The following is a 13,338-nucleotide window of genomic DNA, read 5'->3' as shown; positions in this document are numbered from 1 at the left end:
GGAGAAAGAATAGGTCCGGCGGAGCATAGGGGCAAGTCCGGCGGGGCGCAAGGGAAGGCCCGACAGGGCGCAAGGGCAGGGGCAAGCCGCGCGCCCTTCCCCCGACCGTGCCAGGACAAGGCGGCGTTTTGGTTCCGCCGAACAGGGCCTCCCTCCCCTCCAGGCGGCATCTCGGCGGTGTGGTGGCCGCTACTCCTCCCCCAGCAGCTGGGCGAGGGCGCGCTGACCGGCCGCCCAACTCTCCTCCGCCTCGGCGGCAAGGGCGGCAAAATAGCGGTCCGTCACCGGCTGGCGGGCCCGGGCCAGCGCCTGGGCGGCAGGGGTGTAAAACTGACCGGCAAGGCCTTCCAGCTTGCGGTGGTACTCCCGCAGCAGAGAGGGGCCCTCCCCCTCTTCGCCGGGCAGGGGGCGACCCCTTTCCCCGACTCGGTAGAGGGGCTCCCCGATCTGCCCCCCGAAGCGGATGACCCGGGCTGCACCCAGGGCGCCGGTCTGGTCCAGCTTGTCGGCATCAAAGAGGATCTTGGCCTCGATCGTCTCGGGCCGACGGTCAGCCCGGTAGCGGTGGCAGAGGACACAGTCGGCCACCCAGCGAGCCCGTGCCGGGGGATAGCCTTCCGCCCGCAGAAAATCCAACGTCTTTTGGCTGCCCACCTCGGCGTGGCAGAGGGCGGGGTCGGCCCTCTCCTCTGGGCGGCCCACATCGTGGAGGAGGGCGGCCAGGGCCACGATCTCCCCGTCGGCCTCGGGCATCCCCCCGGCAATGGAGAGGGCGTACCCCAGCACCCGGCGCACGTGCATCTCATCGTGCACCCCGCCGTCGGTGCAGGTCGCCATAAAGGCCTCGGCCCGGGCAAAGAGAGCTCTATTCATCCCCCTCATCCCCTTCCCCCTGCAGAGCGCTCAGCAGCTGCTCCCTGTCCCGCTGCAACAGCGGGGCCATGCTCTCGCCGTAGCGCTCAAGATCAAGGCCCTCCAACACTCGGCAGAAAGGACTTGCCAGGGCGGGGACATCGCGCACAGTCCCCTCCCAGGCGCGCAGGTACTGGCGCAGGGCGGTGGCCCGCTCCTCCTCTTGCAGCAGCCCCAGCAGCAGGGGCATCCAGCGCTCGAGCTGCTCCTCCTCTGCCCAGCGGGCGTTTTGCAGCAGCAAAAGGGCACCGCGGGTGCGCCGGTAGCTGTTGGCACTGCCCAGCAGGGCGGCCAGTTCCTCCCAATAGAGAGAAATCTCCCGCCCTGCCCGCGAGCGCTCCAACAGCTCTTTTAGGGCGGCGTACCCTTCCCTTTCGTCCCCTGCGCACAGGCGCTGCACCAGTGTCTGTGTGGGCTCGCCCTTCACCGCAACCACCCCTCTCTGCGGCCGTCCGCCACCGCCCGCTTCATCAGTGCGGGCTGAATGCGGGGGTAGGTCATCTGCCGGGGGACGGCGGAACACAGTTCCACCCGCTCGATTTCATGGGGCGGCAGGGGGCCGAGGGCGGCGATCTCCGCCCGGTAGAGCACCCCGTAGCTGGGCCTCCCCTCCCCCTGGCGAACGGTGTAAGGGCCCACCTCTTTGAGGGCAAAATCGGTGGCGCCGGTCTCCTCCCACAGCTCTCGCCGGGCGGCCTGCTCCAGGGTCTCCCCCGGCTCCCGGTGGCCGCCGGGCAGTTCCAGAGTATCGCGGCGGCGGTGCTTGCAAAAGACCCACCGCCCCCGGTGCCGGGCCACCACCACCGCAAAGCGGACATCCCCCGGCGAGGGGGGCTCTGCAAAGGTGACCGCCGTGTCCTCCAGCGCCCGCCCTTCGGACAGCACCCCCTCGATGAACTGCGCCTTCCCCTCGGTGTAGGCCACCCTGTCCGCGCTGTTGGCAGCCGCCAGCCCCTCTTTAAGGGCCTGATAGGCCGCCCGCTTCCCCTCGTCCCGGTTGAGGGTGTCGGAAAAATAGCAGTAGTCCCGCCAGCGGCGGCCGTCGTACTCCACCAGGTGGACGTGGTGGGTGCGGGTGTCGGCCCCCTCGTCTCCGGCGCTCAAAAAGAGGCTGTCCGGCTCGTCCACATGGGGGCGGTGGACAAATCCCGCCGCAGCCAGAGCGGGGTAAAGGGCCTCGGCCTGACCCAGGTCCCACATCCCCACCGCCAGGTCGATGATGGGCTTTGCCGCCAGCCCCTTGACCGAGGTGCTGCCCACGTGGCGGACGTCCGCCACCTCGCTGCCAAACAGCTCCTGCAGGCGGGCGGCGGCTCGCGCCCCCTCCTCGGCCCAACTCTCCTGATAGGGCAGCAACTGCACCGTGCCCCGCTTGAGTCCCAGCATCTAAAAGCGCCTCCTCTCCTCCCCTGTCCGGCCTGAAAAGGCGGTTTGGGGGGGTACCGTCATTGTAGCACAAAACCCGCCCGGGGCAAATGCCCGAGCGGGTCTCTCACCGGTTTTCCCCGGTCTTACGGCTGGGGGTCGGGGCACCACTCCAACAGGTCGCCCGGCTGGCAGTCCAGGGCCTGGCAGATTTTGTCCAGGGTGGAAAAGCGCACCCCCTTGGCCTTTCCCGTCTTTAAGAGCGAGAGGTTGACGACAGTGACGCCGACTTCCCGGGACAACTGCGTCAGGGTCATCTTTCGCTGCGCCAGCACCACATCCAAATTGACCGCTATCACACCCTCACCTCAAATCACCAGTTCGCTGTCTTCCCGCAGCCGGGCGGCCTCGCCCACCAGCTGGGCAAGGGCCCGCGCTGCCAGGCCGAACACCGCGGCCGCCGCACAGACAAACAGGGCCAAAAGGGCGACCGCAGGGTGGCTGATGCCCAGCAAAAAATAGACGACATTGCCGGCGAGGAAGAGGGCGGCGTCCAGCAGCAGGGCCGTGGAGGCCCTCTTCACCAGGCGGGCACTCTCTCCGGAAAAGGCGTTGCCCCGCCCGATCTCCCCTGTCAGCTTCCAGCCCCACAGGGCCACCAGAATGCAGGGCAGCGCCGTGGCCTCGACCAGCAGCAGCCAGGGCCAAAAGCGGTCTGCCAATTCCGGCGCCTGCCGCAAGAGACCCGCTGTCACCCCGGGGACCGCCACCAGATAGACGGCGGCCAAACAGAGGCAGCCCCCTGTCAGAGAAATTTTGCAGCAGCGAGCCAACTGTTTACACACCATTCTCCACTCCCCCTCTACGCCACCTCGTGTCCTGTTCCGACAACCACAGTATACCCCATATCATATTGAAATACAATAATAATTTAAAATAAAACATTAAACTTATAAACCAAATCCGTCAGCCAAATGGGCGGTATACACCAGCCTGAAAAGGGCGACATACAGGCTGGGCCCCTCAAGGGGCGTCGAAACTCTACACTTGTATGACACCCGCTGTCACCGGTAAGCTGGTCATCTGGGATTCCATTTTATGTCATCCATCCCCCCAATCACCCTTTTTCACTTCCAGCGCCCTTCCTCCCAGGAGGTCTCATGCCAAAGCAAACCGCCCCCGCGGCAAGGTCGGGGGCTTTGGGCGATAAAGCTGCAACAAAAAAGGCCCGAGCCGTCGGCTCGGGTCTCTCTGCTTGCAACTGTCTCCCCTTTTCCCCTCCGGTGCAGGAAGGCTGTCAAAGCCGCTACTGGGCGCTGCCCTGGGGCAGGGTGCGGATGGTCTGGTCCCCCAGCACCACATCGTAGGTGAGCATATCCCAAAAGAGATCGTCCCCCTGGGAGAACTGGTAGTCGTAGAGGGGCTGGCTCTCCATCTCGTCCAGGGCGGCGTTTTGGTCGGCAGTGAGGGGGGCGCCGGTGGTTTTCAGCAGCAGGTAGGGCAGGTAGAAGGAGGAGACCTTCTCCCCCGTGGGGAAGGCGCTCAAATCGGCGCCGTAGTTGCTCCACACCAGGTAGCGCTGCTGGTAGAGGACATCGCAGTTGTCGCTGCCGATGCCCAGCTGGCTGTACACGTCGCCCGACGCTGTGAAGGAGGGGAAGTGGTCCCCCATAAAGAGGACGATCGTGGGCTCGTCGCTCGCGCGCAGATCGGCGATGAACCGGCCCAGCGCCTTGTCGGTGTGCTGGATTTTGTCCAGGTAGTAGTCGATCTCGGTGAGAGAGCTGTTCTCGTCCAGGTAGGGCTGGTGGTTTTGCATGGTCATGGCAAAGACCATCTGCGGCTGATCGCTCTCGCCGATGAGCTGCTCGATCTGGTCAAAGACACAGCCGTCGTCGGTGTAGGTCTTGTAATTTTTCTGGGGGACGGTCAAATCGCCCTGAAAGAGCATCCGGTCAAAGCCGTAGTTGTTGTAGGTTTTGTCCCGCCCGTAGAAGGTGCCGCTAAAGGGGTGCAGGTAGGTGGTCTCGTACCCCAGGGACTGGTAGTACCGGGGGAAGGCCGCCTGGGCCCGCTCCTTGAGCAGTTTGTGGGGGATCTCGGCGTTGTAGAGGGAGCGCACCGGCAGGCCGAAGAGCAGCTCAAACTCGCTGCGCACGGTGTAGCCGCCAAAGGTAGGCACCGCCGCCGTGCCGCTGGTCCCCTCGGCCGCCACCCGGTCGGCGTTCTGGTAGATCTCATCCCGCACCCCCAGCTCTTTGAGGGCGCGAAAATCGGCGTAGGACTCCGAGAGGACGACGACCACGTTGGGCTTTTTGTAGTCCGCCGCGGCGGCGGTCTCCCTGCCTGACTTGGCGGCAGCGGTATTCAGGTAGGCGCGGTAGGCGCTCTCCCTCTTGGCGAGGGACTCGTTTTGGGAGAGGGCAGTCTCCACCAGGTTGGCAATCATCTGGTTGGAGGTGAACTTGTCGCTCTGCTCAAAGGTGTTGTAGGCGCTCTCGGCCCGGATGTCAAAGAGGTCCATCGCCCCGGCCGAAACGGTGGGGACAGCAAAAAAGCAGACCAGCACGGCGGCCACCGTGCCCAGGGTGGCAAAGCGCCGCCGCCCCGCCAGCGGCAGGGTGGGCCCCAGCCAGAAGACCGCCGCCCAATAGCCCAGCACCAAGAAAAAGCAGAGGGCCAATACCGGGGTGATCTGTATGTCGGCAAACCGGGCGATGTCCGAGGCGTTGGTGGTCATCACCAAGTCCCCCAGCACAAAGTGGCTGCCGCTGGTGCGGCACTTGAAAAACTCGACGCAGGAGAAGATGTAAAGGGGCAGAGCGGTCAGCAGCACCGCCAGGTGGCCCCGCCGAAACAGCAGCAAAAAGGCCGCGTAGATGAGCCCCACCAGCAGCACGTCAAAGAGGAGAACGGTGGGGCGGGCGAGCCAAAACCCGAACATATCGCCAAACTTCTGGCTCTGGTTGAGTTCGCACACCAGCACGATAAAGAGCGGGTAGAGGGCCAGAAGCACCCTGCCGGCGCGGGGATGGCGGTCGGGCATCTGCGCGCGCAGGGCAAAAAGGCGGCTGATGCGCCCCTGTTTTTTCTCTTCCATCTCGATCACCTACCACTCCGCCAGACCCTTGTCCCGCGGCTTTCTCTATTCTATGCCTTCATTCTATCGGGACAATATGACAGTCTCGTGATAAAAAAAGTGACAACTTTATGAACAACCCCTGTCGATCTACCGACAGGTCTACATCCAGAGGCGAAGCGCCCCCAGCAGCACCAAAATCGCCCCGGACAGCCAGGTGAGCCCGCCCTGAAACCGCCCAGCCAGCTTGCTTCCCAGGCGGTGCGCCCCCTCGATGAGGGCCAGCCCCAGCAGCAGGGAAACCGCCAGCAGCGCCAGCGGGCGGGCCCCAAACAGCCCCAGGCCAAAGCCCGCCCCCAGCGAGTCGGCCGAGAGGGGGACGGCCAGCAACAGCGCCTCTTTGGGGCTGAGGGTGCGGGAGTTGTCCCGGTCGGCCCGGGTCTCGTCCAGGCAGATCTCCGCCAGCACCTGCACCCCGGCCACCTGAAAGCGGATCTCCCGCTCCCGCCCGCCCCGGCGCAGCCAGCCCCGCAGGGCCGCGCCCCCCAGGGAGAAGAGCCCCAGCGCAATCAACAGCCAGGCCCCCGCCGCCGCGCAGAGGGCGGGGTCGAGGGCGCCGGTGAGCAGCCCCGCCCCCCAGACGGCGGCGGCCAGAAAGCCGCTGCCCACCCCGGCGATCACCAGCGCCGAGCGCAGGGGGATGCGGATGCCCGCCGCCCCATAGGCAAAACTGGCGGCAAAGGCGTCGGCGCACACCGAGAGGGAGAACAATATCATCTGCAGCAAACCATCACCCCATTTATTGGATTCAGACCAGTCTATGGGGCGAGGGAGAAAACGTTCAAAAAGGGGACAAATCCATCGGTTTTTTACAGGATACCAGAATCGGGCCCAAATGGCAAGGCGAAGGGTGTAAATATATAGGAAGGACAGGTTCATTCCCGCCCCCGCCGCTCCCGCCCGGCGCGAAGGGCCGCCTGCGCCAACTGCAACCCCCGCTGCCCGCCCCGCAGCAGCGCCGCGGACACGGGGCGATAGACCCAGTCGAACTCCCCTGCCCACTCGGCCACCCGGCCGCCAAACCCCTTTTTAAAGCGGTAGATGCCATAGGCCGGGTGGCTCGGCTCCAAGAAGTGGGGGACGGCCCCAAAGTCGTAGACCACGCAGCCCCCCGCCAGGGCCCAGCGGATCATCTCCCACTGCATCAAGTAGTTTGGCATGACCTCCCGCCCCCAACCGGACGAGGCGCCGTAGAGGTAGGTGGCCGTCTGCCCATAGCGCAGGGCCAGGGCGCCGGAGACCGGCCGCCCCTGCCAGCGACAGAGAAAGAGGCGGCAGCGCGCGGGGCCAAAGGCCCGCAGCAGCCGCTCCAAATAGGCCCGGGGGCGGATGACAAAGCCATCCCGGCGGCCGGTCTCCTCTAGCAGGGGGTAGAAGGCGTCCAGTTCCTCCGCCCCGCCCATCCGGCACTCCACCCCCTTTTTGATCGCCCGGCGCAGGTTGTAGCGGCACTTCTGTGAAAAACCGGCCAGCAGCTCCTCCTCCCTCCTGTCTGCCAGGGGGAGGAGATAGCCAAACCGGGGTTGCAGGGTGCGGTAATCCCCCTCCCCCGGCCGGTGGCGAAACCCGGCCGACTGGAGAAGGGCCGCCTCCGGCCCGCCGGGGGCGACCAGAGGGTCGAGTTTGAGCAGGCAGGCGCGCTCCCTCTCCGCCAGCCGGGCAAAGCCCTCTGTCAGGTCGCCCAAGACCGCCCGGTCGCTCCACTCCCCCACCGGGCCTCGTGGACAGTACAGCAGCGAGCCCCCCACCAGGGGCAGGGGGCGGATCAGGGCCAGGGCCGCCGCGCGGATCCCTCCGTCCTCCCCCCGGGAGAGCAGGGCCTGGGCCCGCCAGTTTTCCTTGACCTCCCCCCAGGCGAGGGACTGAAAAAAGCTCCCTCGCCTTTCCACAAACGCCTCGTACTCCGCCGCCAAGGCCCTGTCCTCCCGGTCCACCCACGCAAGCATGCGATCTCCTCCTTCGACTTTCCCCCCATGTTATCTGTATTTCAGATAAAAGTCAATATCTCGATTTCAGATAGCACATACTGTCACTGGGTGATCAAAATGGCTTACAGACACATTCGCGACCTCCGCTGTGACCGGGACATCCGCCAGCGGGAGGTGGCCGAGCACCTGGGGATGGCGCAGAACACCTACTCCCAATACGAGACCGGCACCATTGCCCTGACGGCGGAGGTGCTCTGTCGCCTGGCCGACTTTTACGGCACCAGCGTCGACTACCTGCTCGACCGCACCGACAACCCCGCCCCCTACCCGCCGCCCAAGCGGTGAGGGGCGGCTATCCAGGCCCAAAATAGGAGAGGGGAGCGAACAGTCTGAACGGTTCGCTCCCCTCTCCCTTCTATCCGCCCCGCAGGCGCGATTTACAGGTGGAGCTGAAAGGCGCCGAAATCGCGCACCCCCAGGCCCTGGTGGCACTCCCCCTTTGCCCAGAGATCGGCAAAGGCCCGGTCGATTTCCCCCACCAGCTCAGCGGGGATGTCCAGGCGGTGGTGGCCGGGCAGCACCCGGCGGGGTGACAGGGCACGCACCCGCTGGATGGACTGCCAAAAGGCCAGGGGGTCGGTGGTGGGGTAGAAGGCGTCCAGGCAGCCGGCATAGACCAGGTCGCCAGCGTAGAGGGTCCCCCGCTGGGGCTCGTAAAAGCAGAGATGCCCCGGCGAGTGACCCGGGGTGTGCAGCACCTCCACCTCCCTCTCCCCCAAATCGATGGCGTCGCCGTCGTTCAGGGCAATTGCCGCGCCCCCCTGGTAGAGGCGGTACTGCTCCGAGTCAAAGGAGGGCGAGAACGCCGTCTCCCCCCGCAGGAGTTCCGCCTTGACCGCCGACAGGGGGAGGGGGAAGTGGCCGGCGAGCCACCCCTGCTCCTGTGCGCCGACGGCGATGTCCTCAAGGGCAAAGCAGTGGTGGCCGCCAATGTGGTCCCAGTGAGCGTGGGTGGTGGCCAGCAGCACCGGCAGCGAGGTCAGATCCCGCACCGCCCGGCCGATGTCCGCCACCCCCAACCCGCTGTCGATGAGCAGGGCCCGCCGCGCCCCCAACAGCAGGTAGCAGTGGGGCTCCTCCCAGTGCCGGTATTCGCTGATGGCATAGGTGTCTCTCTCGATCTGTTCGACGGTGAACCACTCGCCCATGCTGTTCCCCTTTCCTCGGCCGCCCACCTTTTTGGGGCAGTTCCTTCCCCTTTACCATATCTCCCAGCTCCCTTGCCGTCAACCTGTTTTTCCCCGCGCGGCCGTCCGGATGGACATGCGGCAAAAAGCCAGTTGCTTTTTGGGCGCAAATCAAGAGTACTTTCCTTTTTTGCTTGACTTTTCTCATTTTTGATACTATTATCATTATTGAGAACAATTGTGAGAGGAGGAGTGCCAATTGCCGTTTACGGCGGATATCATGAAGGCCATGCTCAACCCGGTGCGGATGCGAATCATCCAGCACCTGATCCTGCACCCCACCGCCACCAGCGGCGAGATTGCCGCCGCCCTCAGCGACGTGCCGAAGGCCACCCTCTACCGGCACATCAAAAAGCTGGCGCAGCTGGAACTTTTGCAGGTGGCCGAGGAGCGGCCGATGCGGGGTTCGGTGGAGAGGGTTTACCGCCTGGCCCCCAACCCCCAGTGGCACGGCAGCGAGGAGGAGCTGGAGCAGATGCACCAGGGACTGTTTGCCATCCTTCTGGGCGTCATGGGCGATTTCGAGCGCTATTTTGCAAAACAGCCGCCACCCGACCCGGCCAAGGGGGACATCGCCCTCACCACCTCAACGCTGATGCTCACCGACGGCGAGACGCGGCAGTTGAGCATGGAGATGGGCAAAATTTTGGGCCCGCTGGTGCAAAACGGGCCCGCCCCCGGGCGCAAGGCCCGCAAACTGACCTTTATCATCACGCCGGCGGAGGCGCCGGCCGCCCCCCCAGAGGGGGGAGAGAAGGAGGAACCCCCATGCTGAAAATCGAGCATTTGACCAAGGTGTACAAGGGCGGCAAAAAGGCCGTCGACGACCTGAGCCTAGAGGTGGCCGCCGGCGAGATCTACGGTTTTATCGGCCACAACGGCGCCGGCAAGACCACCACCATCAAGGCGGCAGTGGGGATCTTGGATTTTGAGGGAGGCGACATCTTCATCGACGGGCACTCGGTCAAGCGAGAGCCCATGGCCTGCAAGGCGGTCACCGCCTACATCCCTGACAACCCCGACCTGTACGACCACCTCACCGGCATCCAGTACCTGAACTTCGTCGGCGACGTCTTTGCCGTCGAGGGGGAGCTGCGCCGCCAGCGCATCGCCAAATACGGCGACCGGCTGGAACTCACCGCCAACCTGGGCGACCCCATCTCCTCCTACTCCCACGGGATGAAGCAGAAGTTGGCCATCATCTCCGCCCTGATCCACGCCCCCAAGCTGCTGGTCTTGGATGAGCCGATGGTGGGACTGGACCCCAGCGCGGCCTTTCAGCTCAAGCAGATCATGAAGGAGCTCTGCGCGCAGGGCAGCACCATCTTCTTTTCTACCCACGTGTTGGAGGTGGCAGAAAAGCTCTGCGACAAGATCGCCATCATCAAAGAGGGGCGGCTGGTCGTCAGCGGCCCCACCCACGAGGTGATCGGCCAGAGCAGTCTCGAAGACGTATTTTTGGAGTTGATCGACCATGAATAAGCTGTTTTTACTCGGCAAAGTCTACGCGCTCCAATCCCTCGGCATCGGCAAGATGCTGCACGCCAAGGATCCGGCCGCCAAGCGCAAATCGCTGCTCATGGGGGTGGGGGTTGCCTTTCTCGCCGTCCTCCTGGTGGCCATGTCGGCTGTCTACTCGGTGGGGATGGGACAGCTGGCCGCCATGGTGGGGCGGCCGGAGCTGGTGCTGACGGTCATGGCCGTGGCCGCCTCCCTCCTCTCCCTCATCACCGTCATCTACAAGGCCGGCAGCGTCCTCTTCTCCTTTCAGGACTACGACCTGCAGATGGCCCTGCCCATCCCCCAAAGCACCATCGTCGCCAGCCGGGTGCTCATCCTCTACTCCAGCAGCCTGCTCTTTTCCTGCCTGCTGCTCGTCCCCGCCGCCGTGGTTTACGCGGTGCAGACCGGCCCCTCTCTCTGGTTCTGGCTGGCCCTGGTGCCCGCGCTGCTGGCAATGCCCATCCTGCCGCTGGTCGTCGGGTTGGTCCTCGGCGGGGCGGTGGCCCTGATCGCCGCCCGGCTGGGGCGCAACAAAATCCTCTCCATCCTCCTGTATGGGCTGCTGATCGTGGGGGTCCTCTTTGGCTCCACCGCCCTCAGCTACCGCGCGGCCGAAATGGAGGTCACCGAGCTGGCCCAGGTCGGCAGCCAAATTGCCCTGCAGCTGGAATCCGTCTACCCGCCGGCGCGGCTGTTCACCCAGGGGGTGGCCGGCGGCAACTGGGGCAGCTGGCTTCTGCTGATGGCCCTGTGCATCCTGCCCTTCGCCCTCTTTTGCCTGTTGGTGGGGCGCTACTACCGGCAGCTGCACGCCGTCTTCACCACCACCTCGGCCAAAGGGAAGTACCGCCTGGGCGAACTGCGCCAGTCCTCCGCCCTCTCGGCCCTCTACAAAAAGGAGTGGCGGCGCTTCACCTCCTCCACCCTCTACATCTTCAACGCCGGGATGGGGGCGCTGATGCTGATTTTGCTCTGCGGGGCGATACTCTTTTTGCCCCAGGACCAGTTGGAGGCCATGATGGGCGTTCCCGGCCTGGCCGGGATGCTCACCGGCATCTGCCCCCTCATTATGGCCGCCGTCGGGGGGATGGGGGCTGTCAGCAGCTGCTCCATCTCCCTGGAGGGAAACCACCTCTGGATCTTGCAGTCCCTGCCGGTCCGCACCTCGCAGGTGTTTGCCAGCAAGGCCCTGGTCAACCTCACCGTCCTCGTCCCCGCCTGCCTGATTGGCTCGACCATGGCGGGGATGGCCCTGCGCCCCTCCCCCGCCGAGTGGGTGCTCTTCTACCTGACCCCGCTGGCCTTCGCCCTCTCCACCTCTCTGGGAGGGCTGGTCTGCAACCTCCTGTTCCCCAAATTGGACTGGCAGAGCGAGGTCACGGTCATCAAGCAATCCGTCGCCTCCTTTTTGGGGTACTTCACCACCCCCATTCTGGCCGCGGCGTTCATCGGCCTCGGTTTCGCCCTGCACCTGTCCATGGTCTTGGTCACGGCTGTGGCCACTGTGGTCGCCGTCCTCCTCTGTCTGGCGATGTGGGGATGGCTGAACACAAAGGGCGCGCGGATTTTCGCCCAGCTATAAAAAAAGAGCCCTCCGGCCGGAGGGCTCTTTTTATGTGCGCCTCGCACCTGCTCACGGTGCAAAGGCAAGCGGCCTGCCTCCCTTTGAGCTGGGTGGGCAAGTGGGGGCAACCCCCTCTGTGTCATCCCCTCTCGTGCGGGGCAAAAACTCGAAGGATACTGTCAGGCGGAAAAGGTGGCAGCATGGTAGGGCTGCGCGCAAATGTGGAATTCTCGCCGTTTCGGAGGGTGAAACCGCGGGGGGATGCGACAAACTGTCTCGCCGCTGTGATTACTACTTCTTAGAAAGTTTATCCACGTACCATGGTGACGGGAGTGTGCTTTGGGAGGATTTCAAGTCGCGCACCCGTGTGGGGTGCGACTGGCAACCAGCGTCGGCCTTGGAGGACACCATGGAATTTCAATCCACGCACCTACGAGGGGTGCGACGTGGTGATGGTGATAACCGCGCTTGAGGCGGTATTTCAATCCACGTACCCACACAGGGTACGACGTGTCGATCTCAGCGCCAATGCCCTCAGGGCTGTTATTTCAATCCACGCACCCGCGTAGGGTGCGACAGCAACAAAGCACAAAAACATTTCATCCTCTTTCTTCTTTACTATACCGCTTCCCCAATGCTCTGTCAATTTGCAGCGGCAAATCCCCCTTTACCGCTGTCACTCCTCCCCTGCAACTGCCCACACGCGGTGCGAAGGTTCTGGGGAAACCCCGTCCACTTGCCCTTCGCACCGGAAGCCGTAGCATTGTAAAAAAGCCCCAGCCCGTAAAAAAGGAGCGCCTAAAAGGCGCTCCTTTTCAATTAGTGTTCACTTTTTTCCTCTGCCTCTCGCCGGGACACGACAATGGCGCTGGCGACTATGGCGGCCGCCACGGCCAGCAGGGCGACCCCGTCGAGGGCGCAGCCCCGCAACAGGTAGAGCAGGGCTGTCAGGGCGGAGACCACGCTGTAGAAAAAGAGGTCTTTGCCGAGGAGACCAGGGCGCTCGTCCCCCATCTTTTCGGCATCCGCATCGGTCTGGCGACGGCGGCAGGCAGTGTATACGGCCACGGCCGCCATCAGCAGCAGGGCCAGCCAGTGGACCCAGCAGTTGCCCGCACCGCGGCTGCCCAGCAGGCCGGTGTAGGGGGCACTCCCCTCTCCGTTCGGCGCGCCGCCGGAACCGCCCGCGCCATCGGGGTCAGCAGGCCCCACGGGGCCGGTGATTTGGCGGTCGGTGAGCTTGTAGGTCAACTGCACAGTGGTGGTGTTGCCCACCGAGTCGGTGGCGGTATAGTAGAAAGTGCAGCTGCCGGGACGGGTCAGGTCGATTTCTTCGGCGGGGCGGCCATTTTGGTCAAAGAGCAGCAAATCGTATGTCAGGCTGCCGTCCGCCTGGTTGGAGGAGACGGTGTACTGCTGGGCCATCCAGTGCAGGATGTCGGCCTTGCTCCAGCTGCCGGAGCGGACCTCCTCCTCCAGATAGTCGCGGATGTTCCAGTGCTTCTTCTGACTGCCGGGCACCGGGTCGGGCAGGGGGATGGGGTCGGGCAGGGGGTGGTCCGGGTCACTGGGCACCACCGCCGGGGGCGTTTTGCTGATGAGGTGGTATTTCAACTTGATGCTGACCCGGTTGCCGTCCTGGTCGGTGACGGTGTAGATGAGGACGTAGTCCCCCACCCG

At 64.6% G+C, this 13,338-nt stretch carries 14 protein-coding genes; 4 read left to right on the top strand and 10 right to left on the bottom strand.

The annotated features are described in order from the left end of the window. Positions 1–189: 189 nt before the first annotated feature. The 8 genes from KQI11_RS12100 to KQI11_RS12065 form a co-directional block, all read right to left on the bottom strand. Positions 190–873 carry an HD domain-containing protein gene (locus KQI11_RS12100; RefSeq protein ID WP_216402299.1) on the bottom strand — a complete coding sequence of 228 codons (684 nt, stop codon included), beginning with the start codon at positions 871–873 and terminating at the stop codon, positions 190–192. Further along, the gene (locus KQI11_RS12095; RefSeq protein WP_216402298.1) at positions 866–1,339 is read right to left on the bottom strand and encodes a hypothetical protein; all 474 of its coding nucleotides are present in this window, start codon (positions 1,337–1,339) and stop codon (positions 866–868) included. The genes KQI11_RS12100 and KQI11_RS12095 overlap by 8 nt, the downstream gene beginning before the upstream one ends. Next, positions 1,336–2,298 carry a GrpB family protein gene (locus KQI11_RS12090; protein ID WP_216402297.1) on the bottom strand — a complete coding sequence of 321 codons (963 nt, stop codon included), beginning with the start codon at positions 2,296–2,298 and terminating at the stop codon, positions 1,336–1,338. Before KQI11_RS12090 ends, KQI11_RS12095 begins: the two co-directional genes overlap by 4 nt. 125 nt (positions 2,299–2,423) lie before the next feature. Continuing rightward, entirely contained in the window at positions 2,424–2,636 is a 213-nt protein-coding gene (locus KQI11_RS12085) for a helix-turn-helix domain-containing protein (RefSeq protein WP_216402296.1), read from the bottom strand. Between the two features lie 9 nt (positions 2,637–2,645). Continuing rightward, entirely contained in the window at positions 2,646–3,125 is a 480-nt protein-coding gene (locus tag KQI11_RS12080) for a DUF2975 domain-containing protein (protein ID WP_216402295.1), read from the bottom strand. 458 nt (positions 3,126–3,583) lie between these two features. Next, positions 3,584–5,377 carry an LTA synthase family protein gene (locus KQI11_RS12075; RefSeq protein ID WP_286172774.1) on the bottom strand — a complete coding sequence of 598 codons (1,794 nt, stop codon included), beginning with the start codon at positions 5,375–5,377 and terminating at the stop codon, positions 3,584–3,586. A gap of 141 nt (positions 5,378–5,518) precedes the next feature. Beyond that, positions 5,519–6,133 carry a manganese efflux pump gene (locus KQI11_RS12070; RefSeq protein WP_243164555.1) on the bottom strand — a complete coding sequence of 205 codons (615 nt, stop codon included), beginning with the start codon at positions 6,131–6,133 and terminating at the stop codon, positions 5,519–5,521. Between the two features lie 158 nt (positions 6,134–6,291). Further along, the gene (locus tag KQI11_RS12065) at positions 6,292–7,362 is read right to left on the bottom strand and encodes a lipid II:glycine glycyltransferase FemX (protein WP_216402293.1); all 1,071 of its coding nucleotides are present in this window, start codon (positions 7,360–7,362) and stop codon (positions 6,292–6,294) included. A gap of 99 nt (positions 7,363–7,461) precedes the next feature. On the opposite strand from KQI11_RS12065, the gene KQI11_RS12060 reads away from it, so the two are divergent. After that, entirely contained in the window at positions 7,462–7,689 is a 228-nt protein-coding gene (locus KQI11_RS12060) for a helix-turn-helix domain-containing protein (RefSeq protein WP_185916770.1), read from the top strand. A gap of 92 nt (positions 7,690–7,781) precedes the next feature. Here KQI11_RS12060 and KQI11_RS12055 read toward each other — a convergent pair whose 3' ends face one another. Continuing rightward, positions 7,782–8,552: an MBL fold metallo-hydrolase gene (locus KQI11_RS12055; RefSeq protein ID WP_216402292.1), complete on the bottom strand. Its 771-nt coding sequence runs from the start codon at positions 8,550–8,552 to the stop codon at positions 7,782–7,784. 238 nt (positions 8,553–8,790) lie between these two features. Here KQI11_RS12055 and KQI11_RS12050 point away from each other — a divergent pair, with 238 nt between their 5' ends. From KQI11_RS12050 to KQI11_RS12040, 3 genes are read left to right on the top strand one after another with little or no spacing between them, the layout of a single operon-like run. Continuing rightward, positions 8,791–9,366 (top strand): helix-turn-helix domain-containing protein, encoded by a 576-nt coding sequence (locus tag KQI11_RS12050; protein ID WP_216402291.1) that lies wholly within the window; start codon positions 8,791–8,793, stop codon positions 9,364–9,366. Further along, entirely contained in the window at positions 9,360–10,073 is a 714-nt protein-coding gene (locus tag KQI11_RS12045; RefSeq protein ID WP_185916772.1) for an ABC transporter ATP-binding protein, read from the top strand. Before KQI11_RS12050 ends, KQI11_RS12045 begins: the two co-directional genes overlap by 7 nt. Continuing rightward, positions 10,066–11,676 carry a hypothetical protein gene (locus tag KQI11_RS12040; protein WP_216402290.1) on the top strand — a complete coding sequence of 537 codons (1,611 nt, stop codon included), beginning with the start codon at positions 10,066–10,068 and terminating at the stop codon, positions 11,674–11,676. The genes KQI11_RS12045 and KQI11_RS12040 overlap by 8 nt, the downstream gene beginning before the upstream one ends. A gap of 801 nt (positions 11,677–12,477) precedes the next feature. On the opposite strand, the gene KQI11_RS12035 is transcribed toward KQI11_RS12040, so the two are convergent. Then, a partial coding sequence (locus tag KQI11_RS12035; RefSeq protein WP_216402289.1) for a hypothetical protein occupies positions 12,478–13,338 on the bottom strand: 861 nt, incomplete at its 5' end.

Source organism: Acetanaerobacterium sp. MSJ-12 (assembly GCF_018917875.1).
GTDB classification, from domain to species: domain Bacteria; phylum Bacillota; class Clostridia; order Oscillospirales; family Ruminococcaceae; genus Bittarella; species Bittarella massiliensis.
The sequence above is the reverse complement of the archived record's forward strand: the minus strand, read 5'-3'. Positions and strand labels throughout refer to the sequence as shown.

Excerpts from the sequence above, each read along its gene's own strand:
- KQI11_RS12045 (WP_185916772.1), top strand. The coding sequence starts at position 9,360 with ATGCTGAAAATCGAGCATTTGACCAAGGTGTACAAGGGCGGCAAAAAG.
- KQI11_RS12055 (WP_216402292.1), bottom strand. The coding sequence starts at position 8,552 with ATGGGCGAGTGGTTCACCGTCGAACAGATCGAGAGAGACACCTATGCC.
- KQI11_RS12065 (WP_216402293.1), bottom strand. The coding sequence starts at position 7,362 with ATGCTTGCGTGGGTGGACCGGGAGGACAGGGCCTTGGCGGCGGAGTAC.
- KQI11_RS12060 (WP_185916770.1), top strand. The coding sequence starts at position 7,462 with ATGGCTTACAGACACATTCGCGACCTCCGCTGTGACCGGGACATCCGC.
- KQI11_RS12075 (WP_286172774.1), bottom strand. The coding sequence starts at position 5,377 with ATGGAAGAGAAAAAACAGGGGCGCATCAGCCGCCTTTTTGCCCTGCGC.
- KQI11_RS12100 (WP_216402299.1), bottom strand. The coding sequence starts at position 873 with ATGAATAGAGCTCTCTTTGCCCGGGCCGAGGCCTTTATGGCGACCTGC.
- KQI11_RS12040 (WP_216402290.1), top strand. The coding sequence starts at position 10,066 with ATGAATAAGCTGTTTTTACTCGGCAAAGTCTACGCGCTCCAATCCCTC.
- KQI11_RS12090 (WP_216402297.1), bottom strand. The coding sequence starts at position 2,298 with ATGCTGGGACTCAAGCGGGGCACGGTGCAGTTGCTGCCCTATCAGGAG.
- KQI11_RS12080 (WP_216402295.1), bottom strand. The coding sequence starts at position 3,125 with ATGGTGTGTAAACAGTTGGCTCGCTGCTGCAAAATTTCTCTGACAGGG.
- KQI11_RS12070 (WP_243164555.1), bottom strand. The coding sequence starts at position 6,133 with ATGATATTGTTCTCCCTCTCGGTGTGCGCCGACGCCTTTGCCGCCAGT.